Below are 22,764 nucleotides of genomic sequence, written 5' to 3'. Positions count from 1 at the left end.
GTTAATACGCCGCTTTGTTAACAAAGCCTTTGAATATCGTCAGAAAAACAATTTTGATATCAAACCACACGCTCCACTCGCGAATGTATTCGAGGTCAAACTCCACACGTTTTTCCATTTTTTCCAGCGTATCGGTTTCACCGCGCCAGCCGTTGATTTGCGCCCAGCCGGTAATACCCGGTTTCACCTTATGGCGTAACATGTACCCTTCGATCAGCTGGCGATACTGCTCGTTATGCGCCACCGCATGCGGGCGTGGCCCGACGATAGACATCCCTCCCGTCAGCACGTTAATAAACTGCGGTAACTCATCCAGCGACGTCCGGCGCAGAAAATTCCCCACCGGCGTCACGCGTGGATCGTTTTGCGTCGCCTGCGTTACCACCGCGTCGTTCTCCATCACTTTCATCGAGCGAAACTTCCAGACTTTGATCGGCTTCCCGTCCATGCCATAGCGGGTCTGGCGGAAAATCACCGGTCCTTTGGAGGTCAGTTTTACCAGTAGCGCGATGCCACACAGCACCGGGGAAATCAGCAGCAGGATCAGCGAGGCCAGCACGATATCTTCCGCGCGCTTCAACAGACGATTAATTCCCGAAAGCGGCGTGTCATACAGTGGCACCACCGGAATGCCGCTCATCTCTTCAATCCGTGAATGCAAAATGTTGAAAGTAAAGACATCAGGAATGAGGATCACCGAGCAGGTGGTGTCGGCCAGATCGCGCACCAGTTTTTTCACACTGGCCCCCTCGCTCATCGACATAGCGATATAAACGTTATGAATGCGTGAGGCTTTGGCGTCATCCACCAGTTGTTGCAGATTACCGGCCCAGTCGCGGGAGTTTTTCCCAGGGATTGGATCGTGATAGACACCCGCTACTTCAAATCCCAACCAGGGTTCATGACGAAAGCTGTCCAGCAGCATTTGTCCGGCGGGCAGCTCGCCTGCTACCGCCACCCGGCGAGTGTTGTAACCGCGGTTACGTAGCCATCCTGCACCGTAGCGAATAAATGACCGGCTTAACACCAGGCCAACGCTTGAAAGCAGATACCATGCCAGCCAGACGGCGAAGCGGTTATCGAAATCGTTGTTGAAGGCGATCAGACCTGCGCAAAAAATCAGACTCAGCGTCCAGTTTTGCAGCAACAGCACCAGCTCAGTGGATATTTTGACGCCGCGCCAGGAGCGGTAAAAATCTGTTATCCCCCCGAGCATCTGAAAAACCACCAGCGTGATCAACGCCACCAGCAGGTGCATGTACAGGAAAGGCAAACCGCTTAATTCGCAGATTATCCACAACCCGCCAAACATGATGGTGATATCTGAAAAGCGTTGCACCATCGAAATTAACGACGCATTGGTTTTGGCGCGTTCGCGCTTTTTTAGATGTGTCATCGTGGTTCCTGTTAGTCACCCTTTGCCCACATCGGGCAAAGGAAGCACCGGCATTACTGATTCAGCAACGCCAGAAGAGTGCGCGTTCGCGCTTCCATCAACGGAATATCTCCGCGCGATTCCACGTTCAGGCGCACTACCGGTTCAGTATTGGAAGAACGTAAGTTGAAGCGCCAGTCGACAAACGCCATGCTGATACCGTCCGTTCTGTCCACCGTCAGCGCCTCACGGGAAAAGTGTTGCTCCACGCGAGCTATCGCTGCCGCCGGCTCTGCCAGTGTACTGTTTATCTCTCCGCTTGCCGGGTAGGCCACCATACGGTCGCGAACCAGTTCGCCGAGCGAAAGTCCCTTCAGACACAGCAGTTCAGCCACCAGCAGCCACGGGATCATGCCGCTGTCGCAGTAGGCAAAATCGCGGAAATAGTGATGCGCGCTCATTTCGCCGCCATAAATGGCATCTTCGTGACGCATCCGCTCTTTGATAAACGCGTGCCCGGTTTTTGACATCACCGGTTTACCGCCTGCCGCCGTCACCACGTCCACGGTGTTCCAGGAAAGACGCGGGTCGTGGATAATTTTCGCCCCCGGATTCTTCTCCAGGAACGCTTCCGCCAGCAGGCCGACAATGTAGTACCCTTCAATAAACTGACCGTTTTCATCGAACAGGAAGCAGCGGTCAAAATCACCGTCAAAGGCAATCCCCATATCCGCGCCGTATTCGATCACCGCATTGCGCGTATCTGCCCGGCACTCCGGCAGCAGAGGATTGGGAATACCGTTGGGAAATTTGCCATCCGGCGTGTTGTGAATTTTGATGAACTCGACCGGCACGCCCAGCGCCTTAAAACGGGCCTCAATGGCGTCAACTACCGGACCTGCCGCGCCGTTGCCGGAATTGAGCACCAGCCTCATCGGTTTCAGGTTGCCGGTATTGATGTAACCCAGCAGATGGTCAATGTAGGCATCACGGGTAGTAATGCGCTGGTAGCGGCCACGTTTCGCCTCATCAACCGCCGGGAAGTCATTTAATTCCGCCAGGCGCTGCACGTCACGCAGACCGGTATCACCGCTGATGGGCCGTGCCCCTTCCCGCACCAGCTTCATCCCGTTGTAATCCATCGGATTATGGCTGGCGGTCACTTCAATTCCGCCGTCAATACCCAGGTGAAAGGTGGCGAAATAAATCTCTTCGGTGCCCGACATGCCGATATCCAGCACATCCACCCCCGCATCCTGGAGGCCTTTCGCCAGCGCCAGCTTTAGCGCCTCGCTGGTCAGGCGCACATCGCCGCCCAGAACAATCGTTTTTGGCTTCAGGAATTCGCCGTAAGCGCGACCAATACGCCACGCAATCTCTTCATTTAACTCTTCGCCCAGTTGGCCGCGGATGTCATACGCTTTAAAACAGGTCAGTTTTGTCATGATTTACCCTTTTTCAGGCAACAGGAGGCCCTGACTCTTAATGAGCCTTTTTAATGAGTGTTAAACGCATTGCCCGGTGCGCATCAGCGCATCAGACATCAGGCATCAGGCATCAGGCGCGCCCGTATCTGTCCGCAAACCGCACCACGTCATCCTCATCGAGGTAAGATCCGGAGCGTACTTCAATCAGATCGAGCGGGATTTTCCCGGGGTTCTCCAGACAGTGGGTCGCCCCCAGCGGAATATAGACAGACTCGTTTTCAGCGAGCAGCTTGATGTCATCATTAATTGTCACTTTCGCGGTACCTGCCACCACCACCCAGTGTTCAGCCCGGTGATGATGCATCTGCACGGACAATCCCTCGCCAGGCTTAACGGTAATTCGCTTCACCTGGTAACGGTCTCCGGCATCAATAGAGTCGTACTTGCCCCATGGACGATAAACTTCACGGTGAATATGGTGCTCGTGGCGTCCGTCAGCTTTAATTTGCTCCACCACTTTTTTGACATCCTGTACCGCGTTGCGATCGGCTATCAGCACCGCATCTTTGGTCTGCACCACCACCAGATCTTTCACTCCGACGGTGGTTACCAGGCCGGATTCGGCATACACGTAACTGTTTTCCGTTTTGTGACTAATGACGTCACCATGATGCACATTGCCTTCAGCAGTATGGGCACTGATTTCCCACAGCGATGACCAGGAGCCAACATCGCTCCAGCCTGCGTTCATGGGCATCACCACCGCATCCGCCGTACGTTCCATTACCGCATAGTCCACAGACTCTTCCGGACAGGCGAGAAACGCCTGTTCATCAACGCGGATAAAATCGAGATCGGGGTCGACCGTACTCATGGCATTCACACAAGCCTCAAGAATGTCGGGGCGGTACTTTTCCAGTTCTTCCAGGTAACGTCCGGCGCGGAACAAGAACATACCGCTGTTCCAGTAGTAATCACCGCTCGCCACGTAAGCCTGCGCGGTTTCCAGATTGGGCTTTTCAACAAACTGCGCCACTTCGAACGCCACGGCGTCGGTATTCGTTGGCGAAACCTCGCCACGGCGGATATAGCCATAGCCCGTTTCCGGCTGGTCCGGCACGATACCAAACGTCACCAGCTTACCCGCACTGGCATAGGGCATCGCATTGCGAACCGCCTCGCGAAATGCCTCTTCGTCGGCAATCATGTGATCGGCCGCCAATACCAGCAGCAGCGGATCGTCCTCCGGACACTGACGTTTTGCCGCCAGTGCGGCCAGCGCTATCGCCGGTGCCGTGTTACGTCCGGCGGGTTCGAGAATAATGTTCTCAGTCAGCTTGTGCAGTTGCCGTAGCTGTTCCGCGACGATGAAACGGTGTTGTTCATTACAGATAACCACCGGGCTTTCACACTCCACGCCGTTCAGACGACAGATCGTTGTCTGCAACATGGTGAGATCGCCTTTCAGACACAGGAACTGCTTTGGATACAGCACGCGGGACAGCGGCCATAAACGGCTACCCGAGCCACCGGCCATCACCACTGGAAAGAGTTTGCTTTGACTCATCATGAACCCCGAATATCAGCAATAAATTGGCTTAGCACGTTATCTTTATCCAGCGTGCGTTCGGCATAGTCACGTGCCACCGTATTGACTTTTGGCATCATCAACGCCTGTTGAATACCGCAAACCAGCGCGTTTACCGATTCCGGCTCCACGCATACTGCGATGCCTGGAACAATGTTACAGAGCTGCCCCAGCTCTGTTTCTGGCTCGGCGGTAATCACCGCGTTACCACCAACAGCGAGGATATTGGTCAGTTTGGAGGGCAATACGGCATCTGCCGCACCGCGCTTTTGCACGACAAGATGGCAATCCGCAATCTTGAGCAACGCTGGCAGCGCGTCATAAGATTGCAGCGGAAAAAACAGCACATTGTTCAGGCCACGTTCACGGACCATACTCTCCAGTCGCGCTTTACCCCCGCCCTGCCCAACAATCACAAATAGCCAGGGTTGCTCACTCAACTGGGCCGCCGCGTCGATGACGCTCTCAAGCCCCTGCTTTTCACCGATATTGCCCGAGTAGAGAATGATTTTTTGATCCGCGGGCAATCCCAGTTTCCGGCGCAACGCCAAAGCATCGGCGTCGGTCACGTCACGAAAGCGCGCCACTTCCGACCAGTTCGGAAAGAAAATAACCTTGCGTGGCGCAACGCCTTTTTCCATGGCTTTGCGCATCATGGAACGGGAAATCGTCGAAATATTGTCCACGTTGTGCAAACCACTGCGTTCAAACATGCTGGCCAATTTCGCCACCATACCGCGCTTACCTTTGCCTGCCATGCCAAGTCCCAACATGGCATCGACTTCGTAATCCTGAATGTGCAGCAGCGTGCGCGCGCCGCTGAGTTTTGCCAGCAAGCGCATCCCCGGCGTACAAAACAGCGTCGGCACCACGCCGATGATGCGATCCGGCTTCCAGCGACGTTGCGCCAGCAGCGGGAAGAAACTGCTCAGGGCGAAACTGCCCAAATGCAGCAGGCGCTTGAGCGTTGAGGGTTGCTCAGGCACATACAGCGGACAACGCCAGACGAGGGCGTCGCCCTCTTCACGACGATAGCGCCAGGATGAATAGCGACCATTAACTTTCCATTGCGGATAATAAGGTGGTGCGGTGATCACCCGCACGTCATGACCTTGTTGCGCCATCCACTGCACCATTTCACCGGTGTACTTGCCGATGCCGGTCAGCTCTGGTGAATAGTTGATGCCATACACGAGGATCCTCATAGCCCGGGTACTCCGGCCTGACTCTTCTCACAGAAGTAAGCCCGGCTATTGTCGTGCACATCCTCATTGACCAGAATCTCTGTCGCCGCCAGCCAGCGGTAGGCATCATGTTGTGCATCAGGCAGTTGCAGGTCGTTTTCTGATACGCGCAGACGAAATCCCAGCACGATGTAATGCGTTGAGAAATCATCCCCGGAAAAGTTGTCGTCATAGAAGTGCTGCCAGACACCATAAAACTCAGCGGCGGACAGCGGTAGACGCAACCCCAACTCAGCTTCAGTCAGCCGTTCAAAAGCCGCATGTAGCGATTCATCTTTTTGCACCCGACCGCCGGGCACGAACCAGTAGCCCTGCGCCGGACGATTGAGACGCTTACCGAGCAGAAACTCTCCCTCGGCGTTTTCCACGATCAAGTCGATAGAAATCAGCGGGGTTGAACGTACGACGGTGGCAAAATCCTCATGACGTAAAAACATGCTTACCCCCGATAACGCTGCTGGTTTTCAAGGAACCACTGCCAGGTGCTGGCAAGCCCTGCCTCAAGTGATAACTCGTGATACCAGCCCAACTGATGCAAACGCGTAACGTCGAGTAATTTGCGCGGCGTCCCGTCCGGTTTGCTGGCGTCAAACACCACGCGCCCCTTGTAACCCACTACCTTTGCAATGGTCTGGGCCAGTTCACGGATGGTGCAGTCCACGCCGGTACCCACATTGATATGCGACAGCATCGGCTGGGTATATTCCTGCCAGACTTCATGAGCCAGCTCCATCACATGGATACTGGCCGCCGCCATATCATCCACATGCAGAAACTCGCGCATCGGCGTGCCGCTTCCCCACACCACCACATCCGGCGCATTTTGCTCGCAGGCTTCGTGAAAGCGGCGCAGCAGCGCCGGGATCACATGCGAATTGCTTGGATGAAAATTGTCATGCGGCCCGTACAGATTGGTCGGCATCACCGAGCGATAATCACGGCCATACTGACGGTTATACGATTCACACAGCTTGATGCCGGCTATTTTGGCAATCGCATACGGTTCGTTGGTCGGCTCCAGTTGCCCCTGCAAGAGTTCGCTTTCGGCTATTGGCTGGGAGGCATGTTTGGGATAAATGCAGGATGACCCGAGAAACAGCAGTTTATTCACGTTATGCAGGTGCGCCGCATGAATGATGTTGCTCTCAATCATCATGTTTTCGTAAATAAAATCAGCAGGATAAGTATTATTGGCTACAATCCCGCCCACTTTTGCCGCCGCCAGATACACCTGGTCAATGCGCTCAGTGGCAAAGAACGCCTGTACTGCACTGGCGTCCAGCAGGTTAAGTTCATCGCGGGTACGCAGCACCAGTTCGACATTATCTCGTTGGGCCAGCTGTCTTACGATGGCGGACCCCACCATCCCGCGATGGCCCGCCACAAAAATACGTTGTGTCTTCATCCTTAGTACTCCAGCGCGATGGCGACCTCGTAACCGTGCGACTTCAGCAGAGAGTGTTTCTTCGCCGCCTCAAGATCGTTGGCAACCATTTCCGAGATCATCTGGCGCAGGGTGATTTCCGGTTTCCAGCCCAGTTTTTCATGTGCTTTGGCCGGATCGCCCAGCAGCGTTTCAACTTCAGCTGGACGGAAATAGCGCGGGTCGACGGCAATCATTACGTCGCCTGGCTTCACGCCCGGCGCATCGTGTCCGGTCACGGAAACCACGATGCCTTTTTCATTCACGCCCTCGCCTTCAAAGCGCAATTTAATCCCTAACTGAGCAGCAGCCATTTCCACAAACTGGCGCACGGAGTACTGCACGCCGGTGGCAATCACGAAATCTTCCGGCTTTTCCTGCTGCAGCATCATCCACTGCATCCTGACGTAATCTTTGGCATGCCCCCAGTCACGCAGCGAATCCATGTTGCCCAGGTACAGGCAAGACTCCAGCCCCTGAGCGATGTTGGCGATAGCACGGGTGATTTTGCGCGTAACGAAAGTTTCGCCGCGGCGCGGAGATTCGTGGTTAAACAGAATGCCGTTACAGGCAAACATTCCGTAAGATTCGCGGTAGTTAACGGTAATCCAGTAGGCGTAGAGCTTAGCTACCGCATACGGCGAACGTGGGTAGAACGGTGTGCTCTCTTTCTGCGGGATTTCCTGCACCAGGCCGTAGAGTTCTGAGGTGGAGGCCTGATAGAAACGGGTCTTCTTTTCCAGACCAAGGAAGCGGATAGCCTCCAGCAAACGCAACGTACCTATTGCATCGACGTCCGCGGTGTATTCCGGTGAGTCAAACGACACCGCGACATGACTCATGGCGCCCAGGTTATAGACCTCATCCGGTTGGACCTCTTTTAAAATACGGGTCAGGTTGGATGAATCCGTCAAATCGCCATAGTGCAGATGAAATTTGGGATTGCCTGAATGCGGATCCTGGTAGATGTGGTCCACACGTTCAGTGTTGAATGATGAAGCGCGACGCTTAATGCCGTGCACTTCATACCCTTTTTCCAGCAGGAATTCTGCCAGGTAAGAACCATCCTGCCCGGTTACGCCAGTGATGAGAGCGACTTTTGACATGTTATTACCTCTTAAATGATCCCCTCAGGGAGTAACTTTCTCGACGCGTTCGCGCGTGACTACTGCGGGATTTCCCCGACAAACGACATTTGCTGGCAGCGATTTAAATACGCTGCTGCGTGCTCCAACGACGGTGCCCTCGCCAATCGTCACGCCTGGCGCGACAAAGACATCTGTCGCCAGCCAGCATTTATCGCCAACCACAATCGGTGTGGCGTTAATATCAAAATATTGGCTGGCGTAATCATGACTTCCGGTACATAAATAACTTTTTTGCGAAATAACCGCGTGTGCGCCAATCGTAATATTACCCAACGTATATAAAACCGCGTCATCACCCACCCAGGCATAATCTCCCAGGGTTAATTTCCACGGATAAGTAATTTTTACTGAAGGTCGAATAACTACGTTTTTTCCTATTTTCGCACCGAACATTCGTAATAAAAACGCACGCCAGCGATACATTACCTGGGGTGACCAGCGAAACAGTGTTGCCTGTACCGCCCACCATAATTGCACTTTAATAGCGCCGCCACCGCGAAAACCTTTCGGCACGCTGAAGCCGCTTAAATCCTGCATAATGTGACCTTACGTTTTGCCATATAATGTTTTTGTTTTACCGGTTGTACGCAGCCGTAAATATTCAGAAACCCCAGTCAAAAAACCTGGCATATGTAATATCTGCCGCTGAACTTTTTTTGCATCGCGGCATAATTCCAGATTATTCGTCGTTGACACTCCGCCCATCGAAAACTCCGACACCAGCCCGTCCAGTTTTTTGAAAGCGTAACCAGATTTATATAGTCTGGCAGCCAGCGCGTAATCGGACGATATTTTATATTGCAAATCATAACGCCAGACATTCAGTCCAGAGAGCGGAAAAAAGATGGCCTGATGGCTGGCAGGCAGGCTGTGATAAATATACCAACCCGGCTTTGCCCGGCGCTTAATTTTGTTGCCATTGCCAAAATCCAGCAACGCGTCGCCGATAACCATGGCTTTATCACTCTGCGTTTTTAACTGGCGGATGAACTGAGCCGCATCGGCATGCAGAATATCCCCGGAATTGAGGAACAGCGCAAAGCGCCCGCACGCCATCGCAATGCCTTTGTTCATCGCATCATAAATGCCGTTATCCGGTTCGCTGACAAACCGTAACCGGTGTTCTCCACCGAGACCTTCAAGAAACGCCGACGTACCGTCAGAGGAGCCGCCATCAACAACAATCCACTCAAAACTGATATCGCTCGCCTGCGCCAAATGTGCCAGCGACGCATGTGTTTTGACGATCCCTTCCAGATTACGAAAGGCGACGGTAATAATACTGAGCAGCATGTGATTTACCTCGCGATGTTCAGCGCCTTGCGCAAAATAAACGGACAGACAATTAAAAATGCGTATTCCGGACTAAATACCGACCCTGTAAAAAACAGCGACAGCGGCGTAAACAGATAAAGCTGCACCCGGTAATTCGGATTATCGCCAAAAGCATTTATCATCATCTTCATGACTTTCCCCATGTACCACAGGGCTAATATCACCGCAAACCATGAAAAATAAATAATCAACAGATACAAACCATTGTCTATTGTTTTACCAACATCTGCACCGTTAAAAATTCCGAATGACGCAACATATTCATAAAGTGAGCCAAATCTCACTACCCCATCAACATTCAGTAACGAATAACCGACCATAACTAATGGCCCTACGATACGATAATACGATGATGATCCTTCGGTCCCTAAATCGCTAAGCCGCGTGGCGATGTATGGAAAAGCAAATATCACACCAACAACAAACACGCTCAATGAGATTATCGCCAGCGGTAGCTTCTTTTTTATCGCATCTTTATTCAGGTACTGGAATGCCCACTCCAGGAGATAGAACAAAATAAACGTCATCACCCCTGAAAATGAACCCGATAATATTATCCCTGCCAGAATCATAGCATCAGACTTAGGGGTTTTGATACCAAACTGTTTGATACTGAGCCAAATTGAGATTAACGCCAGAGCGAAGAATGCCGGTTCGAAATAAAGCGCAGTGGTGCGCTTCCCGCCAAACTTAATAAAGTTCAGAACATAACTGTTACTGTAAATAAGATATTTCGAAATAGCTTCCATTAAGCTGCTGCCGCCGCTAAGAATGATCTGCGCCATTTCAACTGCAGCTAACCCCACCACCAGTCCCAGTACCAGCCAAAAAAAACGCAAAATCTTAATGTAGTTATGCGGCGAAATCGTTTTGAAGCGAATACTCCATACCATGCCAATAATCACCACGGTATAGATAAACAGCATAGCGGACGTCACATACTTACTGGCATCCAGTGACTGACCAAACAAATAGTTAAATACCGTCAGCCCGCCCCCCAAACCCAGCGCTATCATTAGCTTTTTAATATTGATGCGTTCAACAAACAGCAACAGCAGAACAGGTAAGAATGTGACGAGGGTTATCGGGAAGCTCTCGCCAAGCTGAGCAAGTTTGACGTTAACCAGCAGATAAAGCAGCGGTAGCACCAGATAGCTACAGATTCTGATAGAACGAGACATATTCCTCCAGCATCTGTTGCCCACTGTATGCCACCCGGCTGCGCTGGCTAAATTCGGCAAGCGACGTGTTAAAGACTGCCTGCGCAATGTCTGATTTTTTCAGTTGCACCAGTTGCAAAACGTCTGATTCACTGAACGTTTTGCCGCCCGATTTTTCCAGCACTTCCCGCGCGGCATCGCTGTGCGTGGCAATCACCGGTACGCCGATGGACAGCGCTTCGCACAGAATCAGCGGGTAGTTATCAACGCGAGAACTGAACACCAGGCCGTCCATCTCGTTAAGCGCGCTCATCAACGTTCGTTTATCGCTTTCAAACCCGTGGTTGATGACGTTATCCCCGACAAATGGCGAAAATTTGCCAAAAGTATGCAGTTCAACTTTGTCGCCGAGCGCGATAATCTCCCGCACCAGCTGTTGACGGGTTTTCCCGTCATAGCGCAGATCATGAGCCACCACGGCAATTTTCGGTCGACCGCTCTCCTCATGCTTAGCGGGAAGCTCGGCAAGAATGGCTTCAGTTGCCACATCGATGCCGTTGTTAATAATACGGCAGCACCCTACGCCATACAGGCTGTTGAATGCGTCGGCCACATGTTGACTGGGCGAGATAAACTGGCAGCCCAGCGCCAGCATGGCGCGAAACATCTGTCGCTTACCGGGCAACTGCTGATGGGCTTTATCGATTTTTACCGGCGGATAGTTGCTGAGCGTTGGGCATTTCTGGCAGCCCGTTTTCCAGCTTTCACAGCCATCTGTAAATGCACAGCGCCCGGTCACGCTCCAGTGATCGTGTAGCGTCCAGACGAAGGTGATATCTGGTTTGTGCACCTTCACTTTTTGGCAAAAGGTGACCACTTCTTCCAGATTCAACCAGTAGCTGTGCAACACATGAAAATGCAGTACCAGCGGGCCGGTAGTGCAAGTAACCGTACGGTATAACTTGTCGAGATTGCCAAACATATCGCGATTGGCGAAACGGAACAGCGCAATATTTGCCGCCGAGGTCAGACGTGGCGTATGTTTGATAACCTGCGGGTAATTCGCGTGGCTGGCGCTTTTCTTGCCCCCTTTGCCATAGCCGTAGATAAAACGCGACGACAGTCCTTTCTTCAGCGCTCTCAGATGCAAATCCAACGCCACCCCTGCTGCCCCGCCTTCTGCGAGTCGCACATTAAACTGTAATATCTTCATTTTATTACCTTCACTCGTGCCTTCTCGCCCACGACCAGCGCATTGTCCGGAATGCTATCCACCACCACGCTGCCAGCGCCAATCGTCACGTTATCGCCAATCGTAATATCACCGAGCAGAGTGACGCAGGCCCCCAGTTCAACGCCATTGCCGATGACCGGACAGGACTGGTCGTTGCCACCAGAATTGCCGATAGTGACGCCGTGGCGCACGGTGAAGTCATCCCCCGCCACCACGTGTTTATTGATCACCAACCCATAACCATGGTGGATGGTGAAACGACGACCAATAGACGCAGCAGCCTGAATCTCATATCCAAACAGACATTCCGTGATCAGGCGATATAGCACCAGCACTGGTGCGGCCCACAGGTTGTTCAGGACATTTTTTTTACGCCATACAGAGCAAAAATGGGCAATCCGATAGGCCACCACCATACAGCAGGGACGCAGACTCCAGCTGTTGGCGCGTAAATCTTCCAGCATACTTAGCGCCCTCGCAGTCCGTCGGCCAGACGCTTACTGTTGCGAACGGAAAGCAGCGTCAGCAGCGTCCGCCAGTTCATCCGTTTGTTGCGGATCTGATAGAGAGTAAACAGCTGATATTTCTTGCTGGCCCGGTCAAATTTGCCTTTGTGTTTGCGGTAAAACTGAAAGTAGCCGGAGAATTTTTTCGGCGATGAAGTAATACGCATTTCACCGTGATTGACATGCAGGATCTGCGTTGCCTCTTTAACCTTCCATGGTTTGCCATACGCCACCACCATGCGCAGGAAGATGTCGTAATCCTGCGCCGCTTTTAGCGTGGTATCGAACAGGCAGGCTTTAAATCGCCAGGCCCAGGTAAACACCTGATTGCCAATGATATTGCGCTTGTAAAATTTACGGCGTGAATAGCCGGATTTCGGATAGATCGGCAGGCTGGTCGGCTGAGAATACACTTCGCCTTCACAGACATAATCATTGGCATACAGAAACGCCCGCGTGACCAGATGATGACGATAGTTGAGAAAGACGCTCAGGCGGTTCGGCGTCCATTCGTCATCATCATCAATCCCCGTAATATATTGCCCGCTGGCCTGCATGATGGCTTGATTACGTACCGCGCAGGCCCCGGAGTTGGTGGCATTGTGCGTGTAAGACACGCGCGGATCGCTGAGTTCCTCAACAAACTGCTGCAGTTGCTCATACGAGGAAGAGCAATCATCTACAATGATCATCTCCCAGTGAGGATAGTCCTGGCGCAATACTGATTTAATCGCCCGGATGGCCAGCTGCTGACGATTCCAGGTTGGCATATAAATTGAAATGAGTGGGTTGTCTGTCGTCATTTTCGTTTCCCAAATAAAGTTGCCTGATGGCGCTGCGCTTATCAGGCCTACATTTGATATGCGTTACTGTGCGTTATCTATTTCGCATCCGACGTGTACTCGTATTCGTAGTAACCGTAATCCTGATATCCGCTGGCGCGGCGGAAAATAGAGTTAAGGATCACCCCTTTCACCTGAATGCCGTTTTGCTCAAAGCGACTCAAGCTGGTTTCCACCTCTTTCAACGTGTTGACCGCGTAACGTGCCACCATCAACGTGGTTCCGACGTGACGCCCCACGATAGCCGCATCGGTCACCGCCAGAATTGGCGGGGTATCAATCAGCACCAGGTCATAGTGTGAGCTGGCCCAGGCAATCAGTTCGCCAAAGCGCTCGCTCATCAGTAGCTCAGAAGGATTGGGAGGGATTTGCCCGCGCGGGATCAGATCGAAATGCGCAATGGCTGTCGGTTTCGCGCTGGTTGAGATATCCCCTTTGCCAATGAGGATCTCAGACAGGCCGTTGACATTATTGGTCCCCAGCAGTTCGTGGGTATAGCCTTTGCGCATGTCGCAGTCGATCAATAGCACGCGTTTGTTAGTCTGGCTAATAACTGCCGCCAGGTTAGCGCAGACAAACGTTTTCCCAATCGACGGGCTGACGCCGGTAAGCATCAAAACATTGTTACGCGCCTGCATCATGGCAAAATGCAGGCTGGTGCGCAGGCTGCGGATCGCTTCGATGGCGAGATCCGTCGGATTCCCCACCGCCAGCAACTGGCTTTGCTTGTAACGTTTCACACCTTTAATGGTTTGCACGTTATCACGCGCTTTTTGCCATTCAGACAGCGGAATACTGGCATATACGCTGATGCCGTGTTCTTCCAGCGCCTGGGGGCTTTCAATACCGCGATTAAACAGCGACCGTAGCAGGACGCCCACCACAGAAAGCATCAAGCCGAGAATGATACTGCCGAGGATAATCAACGCCGTTTTCGGCTTCAGTACACCGGGTTGAGCAATCGCCGGATCGACAATGCGCACATCTCCGACCGTACTGGCTTCGGTAATCTTTAGTTCTTGTTGCTTGTTCAGCAACTGCATATAGACCTGCTGACCAGACTCCACGTCACGCGTCAGGCGAACAATCTCCTGCTGCGTTTTCGGCATCGCCGTTACGCGCCCGTTTAGCTTGCTTTTCTCATCTTCCAGCGCCTGGCGTTTTTCCAGCAGCGTACGATACGCCGGGTGCGCTTTGGTGAACAACTTGGAAATCTCCGCTTCTTTGAAGGTCAGCTCATTGAGCTGAGCATCAATGTTCACCATCGAATCCAGCACCGCTTTGGCTTCCAGCGGCAAATCCACAGAGTCTTTGTCCTGACGAAAAGCGTTCAGCTTGTTTTCGGCAACATCCAGCCGGTTACGTACCTCAGGCAACTGTCTGGCCAGAAAAGCCAGACTTTTAGCGGCTTCTTCAGACTTACGCTCTACGTTTTGTTGCAGATAGTTGCGGGTAATACTGTCGAGGATCCGACGGATTTGCTCACGGTCTTCGCCGGTAAAGGTCAGGCTCAATACGCCGGTATCTTTGCCGGTTTCTGTCACCATCAGATTATTTTGCAAGGTGTTGATCATGCCCAGCGTGGAGAATTTAGTGACGGTAAAACGACTCTCAGGGCTGGCATGAATAGCCCCGACCAGCATCGTCACACCGTCTTGCTTCAGCATCTGCCCAACCCGTCCCTGAGCGCTAAAGCCCTCGTCACTCACCAGCTGATAGCGTTTGTCATCCAGTACGCTGAGCGTGAAGGTCTGTCCGTTCATTGCCTTTGGCAGCGTAAAGGTGGTCACATTAACCGTTTCGTTCTGGCGACCCATTAACCTTTCCCAACCAGCGCCAAATATGGGGAATGTTTCTTTGGTAACACCGATATCCAGATTGAGATCGTCTACCGTTTTCCCCAGCACCAGTCTTGACTGGATGAGCTGAATTTCCGCTTCCGAGGCCGGAGGTTTGTTCGACAGCGCAGAGCCAATATCCTGCACCAGTGAATTTCCGGTATTTTGCTCAATTTGCACCAGCGCGTCCGCACTGTAGATGGGTGTAGCAAACAGCGTGTAAACTGCGGCACACAACGCAAAAACCGCAGTAATGCCAAGCACCCACCAACGGGCTTCTACCACCGTTGCGACCAGACGACCAATATCGATTTCATCATTGCCCGTTACCGGCGCTGCAGACTGTTTAACTTTTTCTGTCATTGTTTTCCCTGCTCTGCGTTCAGTGCCTGAGCCCATTGGCGGGCAGACCGTTCAAGTAAGGCGTACACCGCGTCAAACGCGTCACGACTTTTACGATACGGATCGGGAATTTCGCGCTCACTGTCCCAGTGACCAAAGAGCATCACTTTTCCCCGCATCTCCGGTACCATTTCGCACAGGGCTGAGATATGCCGTTTTTCCATGGTCAGGATCAGGTCATACTCCCGGCACATTCGTCCCGAGATCTGCCGGGCACAATGATTTTCCAGTGACAGGTTGTGCGCCTGTGCTACGCTAATCGCGCGCGGATCCGCACCTTTCCCCACCAGCGCCCCGAGGCCAGCAGAAGAGACCGTCAACGCCGGGTGAAATTGCCTTAACAAGCGCTCCGCCGTCGGAGAGCGGCAAATGTTCCCCACACAGACAACTAAGATTTTGTTAAACATGATGATTACCAGTTGTGAAGGTCGCTGGCCGTGTCCGTCATATAGCGAACACCGCTAATAGTCGGCAGCAACTGATTGATCAAACGGTTCCAGCGAGCAACCGGCGCGGTAGTGACATACACCACATCGTATGGCTGGAGTCGGAATGACGTCGCCATTACCAGCGATGTCGCATCGGACATATCAAGCTGATAAATATTGGCGATCTTGCCGTTGTTTCCACCCTCACCTTTAAGTGGACGAATAACGAAAATACCGCTGGCGTTGGAAGTGGTCAGATCGATACCTTCCGCGTTGCCGAGCGCTTCGGTGAGCGTCATGCCGCTGAAGTCCATTTTGAGGGTGCTCTGTTTTTTCACTTCTCCCATCACGAAGACTTTCAAATCGTCATTACGCGGGACAAACAGAATGTCGCCAGGATAAAGCAGACGGTTCTGGCTCAGGTCGCCATTTTGCATCAGCGCTTGCAGTGAAATGCGTTGTTCCTTCCCGTTATGCGTCAATACAACGTTGCGCCAGTCTGCCGCCTCGGTAAGACCACCTGCGGCGTTAATGGCATCGAGAACGGTAAGTGGCACGTTGGTGATGGCCTGCTGGCCAGATTTGTTTACCTGCCCAGAGACATAAGCCTTCTGCGAGCGGAAAGCGGCGATATTAACGTCCACCTGCGGGTCAGCAATGTACTTCGCTAAGCGCCCGGTAATATCACTACGAATTTCGGCCAACGTCTTTCCGACTACCCTGACTTTGCCGATGTAGGGGTAAAACATGGTGCCATCAGGCTGCACCCAGTTGCCGGTATCGCTTGAGCTACGGTACTGTCCGGCTGGCGTGGTAAGTTCAGGGTGATCCCAGACGGTCACATTCAGAACATCACCCGGGCCGACCCGATACTGATACTCAGCAATCTCCTGGTCCAAAGACATATTAGGCTGCGCAACATTAGGTCGGGGACGTAATTGTTCGACCAGTCGAGGGGTGAGCGGGTAAACATTCACCATGCGATCGATATCAAAATCAGCGTCCTGCTGTTTAATCACATCTTTGCCCATCGTAGACATATTGCTGCCCGGTAGTACGGTACAACCGTTTATCAAGATTACCGATACCAATACTGGCATCAATTTAAGTTTGGATTTCATCATTGATTATTTATCACTTTGGCAGAGTAATTATCACGTGCGATCTAAATAGCGACCTCGCCTGTACGTATTTACCTTGCCGTTAATTGAAATGAAATTTAACTGGCATCAGTCCTAAAAAAATGAATTCATCTGCGAGCTCTTGACAAAATAATTTAGGCTTGTCTCAGGCGACCAGACACGCTACCGCCCCTGGCTTTATTAGCTACCAATGCACTGATTAATTTTAATTTTCACCTTCTCCTTTATTTTCATCACATTCAGAACGACAACACATCGGGAATAGCGTCGCTGGTTGATGAAGATATATTTACCTTTTGATTATTACCGGAGGAATTGTTACAGCTAAGCGAAAGTCAGGCAAGATAACAAACCATCAACAACTTGCTTTTAAGATTAATATTAAGCGCTGTACTTTTATATTTTTAGGATTTTATTGATGTTGACAACGCAGCTATTAAAATACCTTACCTGCGATATTTCCTAAATATATCCGGATTAACAAAATAGTTTCCTGTAGTGACATCAGGGCTATTATCTCGTGTCTAACCTGATATCGCCGACAGAGAAATCCCTGCCCCGCCATTGCATTTTTCGCCAGTTTTACCCATGATCGAATTGTGACAATTGTCATACAACTATGGGTATAGCATTTACTATGGAATGGATTGCCGATCCGTCAATCTGGGCCGGACTCGTCACGTTAATCGTGATCGAACTTGTTCTTGGCATTGATAATCTTGTTTTTATTGCCATCCTCGCGGAGAAACTGCCTCCTGCCCAGCGGGATAAGGCGCGTATTACCGGGCTACTGCTGGCGATGGTCATGCGCCTGCTGCTGCTGGCATCGATATCCTGGCTGGTGACGCTGACCACGCCGCTGTTCAGCATTCGCGACCTGAGCTTCAGCGCGCGCGATCTGATCATGCTGTTCGGTGGTTTCTTCCTGCTGTTTAAAGCCACCATGGAACTCAACGAACGGCTGGAAGGGAAAGACAGCGATAACCCCACCCAGCGTAAAGGCGCTAAATTCTGGGGTGTCGTCGCGCAAATCGTCGTACTGGACGCTATCTTCTCCCTGGACTCCGTCATTACCGCGGTTGGGATGGTCGATCACCTGGCAGTGATGATGGCTGCGGTGATTATTGCCATCAGCCTGATGGTGCTGGCGAGCAAGTCGCTGACGCGCTTTGTCAACAGCCATCCAACTATCGTTATTCTGTGCCTGAGCTTCTTGCTGATGATTGGTTTCAGCCTGGTCGCCGAAGGATTTGGCTTCCATATCCCGAAAGGTTACCTGTACGCCGCCATCGGTTTCTCGGTCATGATTGAAGCACTGAACCAATTGGCTATCTTTAACCGTCGTCGCTTCCTGTCAGCTAACCATACCTTGCGCCAACGTACTGCTGAGGCGGTAATGCGACTCTTAAGCGGGCAAAAAGAAGACGCTGAGCTGGATGCTGAAACCTCAGCGATGCTGGCGGATCATCATGAAGGTCAGATTTTTGCCCCGCAGGAACGGCGGATGATAGAACGTGTGCTGAACCTTAATCAGCGAACCGTCAGCAGCATCATGACCTCGCGCCATGATATTGAACATATCGACCTCAATGCGCCGGAAACAGAAGTCCGCGCTTTGCTGGAAAAAAACCAGCATACGCGTCTGGTGGTCACCGGTGAAGACGAGCAGGAAGAGCTGCTGGGCGTGGTGCATGTCATCGACCTGCTGCAGCAGTCCCTGCGCGGTGAACCGCTTGATTTACGCGTCTTGATTCGTCAGCCGCTGGTGTTCCCGGAAACGCTGCCGCTGCTTCCGGCGCTCGAGCAGTTTCGTAACGCCCGGACGCACTTCGCTTTTGTTGCCGATGAATTTGGTTCCGTCGAGGGGATTGTGACACTCAGTGACGTAATGGAAACCATCGCCGGTAATCTGCCGAACGAGGTTGAGGAGATTGATGCCCGCCACGACATTCAGAAAAATGCTGATGGTTCATGGACCGCTAACGGTCATATGCCGTTGGAAGATCTGGTGCAGTACGTACCTATTCCGTTAGATGAAAAACGTGAGTATCACACCATTGCCGGGCTGTTAATGGAGTATTTGCAGCGCATCCCGAAAACCGGGGAGGAAGTTCAGGTTGGCAACTACCGACTGAGAACTCTGCAGGTGGAAAATCATCGCGTGCAAAAAGTCCAGCTGATACCGCTACACAGTGAAGAAGAGATGGATTACGAAGTGTAAGTCACAAGCCGGATGGGGCATCAGCCGCCATCCGGCAATTTGAATCAGAGTTTATCCAGCAATTTTTTAACATCTTTACCGTTGCGGGAGTCTTTATTACGATCGGCCCAGTCGTTGAGGCGACGTTTCGCTTCATCCTGCAAATGCTTCCGCAATAGCTGGTCGACCTGCAGACTATAATTAAGCGCTTGCCACTGGCCGTACACCCTGAGAGGAACCGGGGTGGCTTTCAGGAAGTTAATCAACTTACTTTCGCCTTCCCAACCGCCCAGCACGCGAATGTTAAACAGCGTGTCGCAATTCTGCTTCACCAGATCCAGCGTTCCCTTGCCGGTCAGCGCCAGCATAGCGGACTCGCCGGCCATGTTATCCAGCGTTACCTCGCCGTTATCCAGCGTCATATCGGTCACGAAGTGATCCAGCCGGGTCACGTTCTCCATATTTTGCTGGGCTTTAGCATCTCCACCGCTACGCTCAACGGCCTGCTGTATCATCTGCTGGAAGTTCATCCCTTCCATTCGCGTATCGTTCATTTCGACACGGGCCTGCCCTTGCCAGCTGTGACGAAACGCCTGAGCATCAATATCTGAGCCAGAGAAATCACCTGTCAGAGAAAGTTTACCCGTGAGAGCGATTGGGTAATCGAAGGCTTTCAGGATTGCGCCAATTTCGACACCGTCGAGGCGCGGATGGAAGACCGCTCGCGGCTGTCCTTTTCTGGCATCCAGCGTGCCCGGAAGCGACACCAGCCCACCGTCACTTTTCCCTTGCAGCTGCGCAACGTTTAATAAACCGAACTGGTTGTCTATTTTTGCCGAGACATTGTCAAACGCCATTTTCCGCCACAGCACTTTGTCCGCTTGCAAAGTGATGTCTGCCGCAAATCCCTTGAGACCTTGATAAGAAACAGCATCAACCTGCGAAGCAATGACAGGGCGCGCCAGCGTCGACTGACTCTGACCTTGCTGTACCTCACCGTTCTTCGTCACGGGATCACGTTGCACGAGTAGATTGTCCAGATTGAGCTGACTAAATTTCAGGTCAACGGTCCATTCTGGTTTATCCAACAATGTCACCTGAACTTGCCCAGCGAGAGAGCTGTCGTTAGCAGTCAAATGAATCTGGTTAAACGTGAGCTGTTTTTTCTCTTCCTGCCACTGCGCCTGAAGCTGTCCCTGACCGTTAATCCCCTGCGGCGGTAGATCGGCCCCTTGCAGTTGCCAGCTTATCTGCGCAATATTCGCGGATAAGTTATGCGGATAATCGGAAGCATCAACAGTACCGTTGAAGGATAACGCGAGGTCACGCTGATCGCGGTTCACGCGCCCGGAGAAATCAAACGTGCCGCGGTGCTGGTTATCTTGTTCCATCTCCAGCCGGATATCACGAACCGTGACCTGCTCATCGTCCTCATGCTGGAATACCAGAACGCTATCAGCAACGCGCAGACGGGCGATATCAAAGGACCATCCTTTGTCTTCAGCCATGTCGGGCAACGTATTGTCTTTTGGAGCCACGGGTGCATCTTTTCCACGCACCGCCTCAGTTTGCGGGGTCAGTTGGATCACCGCGCCCTTGAGCATCACCTGCTTAACGCTGAGCTGATGGCTCAGCAACGGCCACAACGCGACGTCAAGACGCATATTATCGGCACGAACCAGAGGCTCGCTGGCACCTTCCGCCGTTAGCACCATGCGCCCTGAGAGGATACTCAACTGAGGCCATACGTGCCAACGCAGAGGACCATCCAACTGCAGTTGATATCCGCTACGCGCAGCAACCTGCTTGACCATATACGCGCGGAAATCATTCGGATTCACCAACAGTACTAACGCAGAAAAACCGGCCACCAGCACGACCAGTAGGATCATCAGCGTCGTCAGAAATCGTCTCATGCTATCCCCAATGGACTGAAAAACACTCAGTCTTTATCGATCCGGCTGGCAACGGCGCCCTGCTGATCGCGATACTTCGCGTCCTGACGACGGTTGTAGGGTCGCGCCGCCGGACCGGAAAGCGGTTCGAAACTTAATGCGCCAATCGGCATGCCAGGACGCAGGGCCAGCGGTAATTTTCCGGAGTTGTAAAATTCCAGCACGATGCAGCCTGACCAGCCCGGATCGATGCGGTGCGCGGTGACGTGTACCATCAGTCCCAGACGTGCCAGCGAAGAACGGCCATCTAACCAGCCGACAAGATCGGAAGGCAGCGTAACGGATTCGAACGTCACGGCCAGCGCCAGTTCTCCCGGGTGCAGGAAAAACGCCTCGCCGTCTTTGAGGACGATTTCATCACTCATCACGCGATCCAGCGCGGCGCTGACTTCATCTTTTGGTCCACTCAAATCGATATACGCCGCCGTATGACCCCGGAACGTACGGAATTTGTTGCCAAGACGCACATCTACCGTGGCGCCATTGATTCGCTCGACAGGAGGGCGGGGAGTGATCGACAGGCGACCTTCATCCAACCAGGCTTCAATATCTCGGTCACATAAACGCATGGCACTTTCTCCTTTCGTGCTTCAAACCCTTAATGCCAGGTGCGTTAAGGGCGAACCAGGTTATCACTGAACGGTACACAATTCGCTGAACTTATTCAAAGAACTGACTAATTTTAGCCTTCAGAATATCGATGGCGATGCGGTTTTTCCCCCCGCGCGGCACAATGATGTCGGCGTATTGTTTTGAAGGCTCAATAAATTGCAGGAACATTGGGCGGACGGTTTTCTGGTATTGCGCCATTACCGAATCCATTGAACGACCACGTTCGTTCACATCCCGCTTGATACGGCGCATCAGGCAAATATCCAATGGCGTATCAACGAAAATAGAGAAGTTCATCTCTTCACGCAAACGCGCATCCGTCAGCAGCAGAATGCCTTCCAGAATAATCACTTTCTTGGGTTCAATATGAATAGTGTCCTGCGTACGCGTGTGCTCGACATAGCTGTACACGGGCAGTTCAATAGCACAACCACGTTTCAACGTTTGCAGATGTTGAAACAGCAGGCTGTGGTCCATCGCATTCGGATGGTCATAGTTAGTTTTAACACGTTCTTCCATCGACAGATGGCTTTGATCTTTGTAATAGCTGTCTTCGGGAATAACGCCAATATGTTCGTCACCGACTTGTTCACGCAATTCGCGATAAAGAGTACTGGCAATAAGACTCTTGCCGGAAGCCGATGCGCCGGCAATGCCGATAATGACGCACTGATGGGACTGATCAGTCATAAATTTAGCGACCTGATTAACCTGGATGTAAGGAAGGGCGGCGTCGAAACGCCAAACGCGGCAATTATAGGGATTTCAGCGGCGCGATGCCAGCCCAGCCTGCACCAATGCCGTCCCTGTCGCAAATTAAAATGGTCAGTTTTAAAGCAGGTGCTTTATTTATTCCCATAGCTTAGGAATTAATAGCTTGAGAGTGTTAATTTATGAGCTGCTGG

At 52.1% G+C, this 22,764-nt stretch carries 20 protein-coding genes; 1 reads left to right on the top strand and 19 read right to left on the bottom strand.

The genetic code is table 11. The features are described 5' to 3' along the window. Position 1: 1 nt before the first annotated feature. The 16 genes from wcaJ to OGY15_RS09235 form a co-directional block, all read right to left on the bottom strand. Positions 2-1,396, bottom strand: a complete 1,395-nt coding sequence (wcaJ, locus tag OGY15_RS09310; protein WP_252837733.1) for an undecaprenyl-phosphate glucose phosphotransferase — start codon at positions 1,394-1,396, stop codon at positions 2-4. Between the two features lie 53 nt (positions 1,397-1,449). Next, a complete protein-coding gene (gene cpsG / locus OGY15_RS09305; RefSeq protein WP_286538960.1) occupies positions 1,450-2,820 on the bottom strand; it encodes a colanic acid biosynthesis phosphomannomutase CpsG in 1,371 nt (456 codons plus the stop codon). Positions 2,821-2,932: 112 nt separating this feature from the next. Further along, a complete protein-coding gene (gene cpsB / locus OGY15_RS09300) occupies positions 2,933-4,369 on the bottom strand; it encodes a mannose-1-phosphate guanyltransferase (RefSeq protein ID WP_187258743.1) in 1,437 nt (478 codons plus the stop codon). Then, entirely contained in the window at positions 4,369-5,595 is a 1,227-nt protein-coding gene (gene wcaI, locus OGY15_RS09295) for a colanic acid biosynthesis fucosyltransferase WcaI (RefSeq protein WP_252837736.1), read from the bottom strand. The genes cpsB and wcaI overlap by 1 nt, the downstream gene beginning before the upstream one ends. Next, complete coding sequence (locus tag OGY15_RS09290) at positions 5,592-6,071, bottom strand: GDP-mannose mannosyl hydrolase (RefSeq protein ID WP_151219760.1); 480 nt, start codon at positions 6,069-6,071, stop codon at positions 5,592-5,594. Before OGY15_RS09290 ends, wcaI begins: the two co-directional genes overlap by 4 nt. 2 nt (positions 6,072-6,073) lie before the next feature. Continuing rightward, entirely contained in the window at positions 6,074-7,039 is a 966-nt protein-coding gene (gene fcl, locus OGY15_RS09285) for a GDP-L-fucose synthase (RefSeq protein WP_252837737.1), read from the bottom strand. A gap of 2 nt (positions 7,040-7,041) precedes the next feature. Then, positions 7,042-8,163, bottom strand: coding sequence for a GDP-mannose 4,6-dehydratase (gene gmd, locus OGY15_RS09280; protein ID WP_286538959.1), 1,122 nt, complete (start codon positions 8,161-8,163; stop codon positions 7,042-7,044). 24 nt (positions 8,164-8,187) lie between these two features. Continuing rightward, the gene (wcaF, locus tag OGY15_RS09275) at positions 8,188-8,742 is read right to left on the bottom strand and encodes a colanic acid biosynthesis acetyltransferase WcaF (protein ID WP_252837739.1); all 555 of its coding nucleotides are present in this window, start codon (positions 8,740-8,742) and stop codon (positions 8,188-8,190) included. A 9-nt stretch (positions 8,743-8,751) separates the two neighbouring features. Beyond that, positions 8,752-9,498 carry a colanic acid biosynthesis glycosyltransferase WcaE gene (wcaE, locus tag OGY15_RS09270; protein WP_187258738.1) on the bottom strand — a complete coding sequence of 249 codons (747 nt, stop codon included), beginning with the start codon at positions 9,496-9,498 and terminating at the stop codon, positions 8,752-8,754. Between the two features lie 5 nt (positions 9,499-9,503). Next, positions 9,504-10,721: a colanic acid polymerase WcaD gene (gene wcaD, locus OGY15_RS09265; RefSeq protein WP_278237827.1), complete on the bottom strand. Its 1,218-nt coding sequence runs from the start codon at positions 10,719-10,721 to the stop codon at positions 9,504-9,506. Continuing rightward, on the bottom strand, positions 10,696-11,913 hold the full coding sequence (gene wcaC, locus OGY15_RS09260) for a colanic acid biosynthesis glycosyltransferase WcaC (RefSeq protein ID WP_151219764.1): 1,218 nt from the start codon (positions 11,911-11,913) through the stop codon (positions 10,696-10,698). The genes wcaD and wcaC overlap by 26 nt, the downstream gene beginning before the upstream one ends. Further along, positions 11,910-12,398: a colanic acid biosynthesis acetyltransferase WcaB gene (gene wcaB / locus OGY15_RS09255; RefSeq protein WP_252837742.1), complete on the bottom strand. Its 489-nt coding sequence runs from the start codon at positions 12,396-12,398 to the stop codon at positions 11,910-11,912. The genes wcaC and wcaB overlap by 4 nt, the downstream gene beginning before the upstream one ends. 2 nt (positions 12,399-12,400) lie before the next feature. Beyond that, complete coding sequence (wcaA, locus tag OGY15_RS09250; protein WP_151219765.1) at positions 12,401-13,243, bottom strand: colanic acid biosynthesis glycosyltransferase WcaA; 843 nt, start codon at positions 13,241-13,243, stop codon at positions 12,401-12,403. Between the two features lie 77 nt (positions 13,244-13,320). Beyond that, positions 13,321-15,483, bottom strand: coding sequence for a tyrosine-protein kinase Wzc (gene wzc / locus OGY15_RS09245; protein WP_286538958.1), 2,163 nt, complete (start codon positions 15,481-15,483; stop codon positions 13,321-13,323). Then, positions 15,480-15,929: a low molecular weight protein-tyrosine-phosphatase Wzb gene (gene wzb / locus OGY15_RS09240; RefSeq protein ID WP_210904585.1), complete on the bottom strand. Its 450-nt coding sequence runs from the start codon at positions 15,927-15,929 to the stop codon at positions 15,480-15,482. The genes wzc and wzb overlap by 4 nt, the downstream gene beginning before the upstream one ends. A 5-nt stretch (positions 15,930-15,934) precedes the next feature. Beyond that, positions 15,935-17,074 carry a polysaccharide export protein gene (locus tag OGY15_RS09235; RefSeq protein ID WP_151219767.1) on the bottom strand — a complete coding sequence of 380 codons (1,140 nt, stop codon included), beginning with the start codon at positions 17,072-17,074 and terminating at the stop codon, positions 15,935-15,937. Positions 17,075-17,729: 655 nt separating this feature from the next. Here OGY15_RS09235 and OGY15_RS09230 point away from each other — a divergent pair. Continuing rightward, positions 17,730-19,313: a TerC family protein gene (locus OGY15_RS09230; RefSeq protein ID WP_151219768.1), complete on the top strand. Its 1,584-nt coding sequence runs from the start codon at positions 17,730-17,732 to the stop codon at positions 19,311-19,313. 44 nt (positions 19,314-19,357) lie between these two features. Here the strand turns inward: OGY15_RS09230 and asmA are convergent, their stop codons facing one another. From asmA to udk, 3 genes are all read right to left on the bottom strand, one after another. Further along, positions 19,358-21,208 carry an outer membrane assembly protein AsmA gene (gene asmA, locus OGY15_RS09225; RefSeq protein ID WP_252837744.1) on the bottom strand — a complete coding sequence of 617 codons (1,851 nt, stop codon included), beginning with the start codon at positions 21,206-21,208 and terminating at the stop codon, positions 19,358-19,360. A gap of 26 nt (positions 21,209-21,234) precedes the next feature. Next, on the bottom strand, positions 21,235-21,816 hold the full coding sequence (gene dcd / locus OGY15_RS09220; RefSeq protein ID WP_003834269.1) for a dCTP deaminase: 582 nt from the start codon (positions 21,814-21,816) through the stop codon (positions 21,235-21,237). A gap of 91 nt (positions 21,817-21,907) precedes the next feature. Next, positions 21,908-22,549 (bottom strand): uridine kinase, encoded by a 642-nt coding sequence (udk, locus tag OGY15_RS09215; RefSeq protein WP_151219770.1) that lies wholly within the window; start codon positions 22,547-22,549, stop codon positions 21,908-21,910. Positions 22,550-22,764 lie beyond the last annotated feature (215 nt).

Origin of the sequence: Citrobacter sp. Cu231 (genome assembly GCF_030332265.1) — a bacterium.
Classification (GTDB): Bacteria; Pseudomonadota; Gammaproteobacteria; order Enterobacterales; family Enterobacteriaceae; genus Citrobacter; species Citrobacter meridianamericanus.
This window is presented reverse-complemented; position numbering and strand designations above follow the sequence as displayed.

Coding starts and splice junctions, on each gene's coding strand:
- wcaJ (WP_252837733.1), bottom strand. CDS start 1,396: ATGACACATCTAAAAAAGCGCGAACGCGCCAAAACCAATGCGTCGTTA.
- cpsG (WP_286538960.1), bottom strand. CDS start 2,820: ATGACAAAACTGACCTGTTTTAAAGCGTATGACATCCGCGGCCAACTG.
- cpsB (WP_187258743.1), bottom strand. CDS start 4,369: ATGAGTCAAAGCAAACTCTTTCCAGTGGTGATGGCCGGTGGCTCGGGT.
- wcaI (WP_252837736.1), bottom strand. CDS start 5,595: ATGAGGATCCTCGTGTATGGCATCAACTATTCACCAGAGCTGACCGGC.
- OGY15_RS09290 (WP_151219760.1), bottom strand. CDS start 6,071: ATGTTTTTACGTCATGAGGATTTTGCCACCGTCGTACGTTCAACCCCG.
- fcl (WP_252837737.1), bottom strand. CDS start 7,039: ATGAAGACACAACGTATTTTTGTGGCGGGCCATCGCGGGATGGTGGGG.
- gmd (WP_286538959.1), bottom strand. CDS start 8,163: ATGTCAAAAGTCGCTCTCATCACTGGCGTAACCGGGCAGGATGGTTCT.
- wcaF (WP_252837739.1), bottom strand. CDS start 8,742: ATGCAGGATTTAAGCGGCTTCAGCGTGCCGAAAGGTTTTCGCGGTGGC.
- wcaE (WP_187258738.1), bottom strand. CDS start 9,498: ATGCTGCTCAGTATTATTACCGTCGCCTTTCGTAATCTGGAAGGGATC.
- wcaD (WP_278237827.1), bottom strand. CDS start 10,721: ATGTCTCGTTCTATCAGAATCTGTAGCTATCTGGTGCTACCGCTGCTT.
- wcaC (WP_151219764.1), bottom strand. CDS start 11,913: ATGAAGATATTACAGTTTAATGTGCGACTCGCAGAAGGCGGGGCAGCA.
- wcaB (WP_252837742.1), bottom strand. CDS start 12,398: ATGCTGGAAGATTTACGCGCCAACAGCTGGAGTCTGCGTCCCTGCTGT.
- wcaA (WP_151219765.1), bottom strand. CDS start 13,243: ATGACGACAGACAACCCACTCATTTCAATTTATATGCCAACCTGGAAT.
- wzc (WP_286538958.1), bottom strand. CDS start 15,483: ATGACAGAAAAAGTTAAACAGTCTGCAGCGCCGGTAACGGGCAATGAT.
- wzb (WP_210904585.1), bottom strand. CDS start 15,929: ATGTTTAACAAAATCTTAGTTGTCTGTGTGGGGAACATTTGCCGCTCT.
- OGY15_RS09235 (WP_151219767.1), bottom strand. CDS start 17,074: ATGATGAAATCCAAACTTAAATTGATGCCAGTATTGGTATCGGTAATC.
- OGY15_RS09230 (WP_151219768.1), top strand. CDS start 17,730: ATGGAATGGATTGCCGATCCGTCAATCTGGGCCGGACTCGTCACGTTA.
- asmA (WP_252837744.1), bottom strand. CDS start 21,208: ATGAGACGATTTCTGACGACGCTGATGATCCTACTGGTCGTGCTGGTG.
- dcd (WP_003834269.1), bottom strand. CDS start 21,816: ATGCGTTTATGTGACCGAGATATTGAAGCCTGGTTGGATGAAGGTCGC.
- udk (WP_151219770.1), bottom strand. CDS start 22,549: ATGACTGATCAGTCCCATCAGTGCGTCATTATCGGCATTGCCGGCGCA.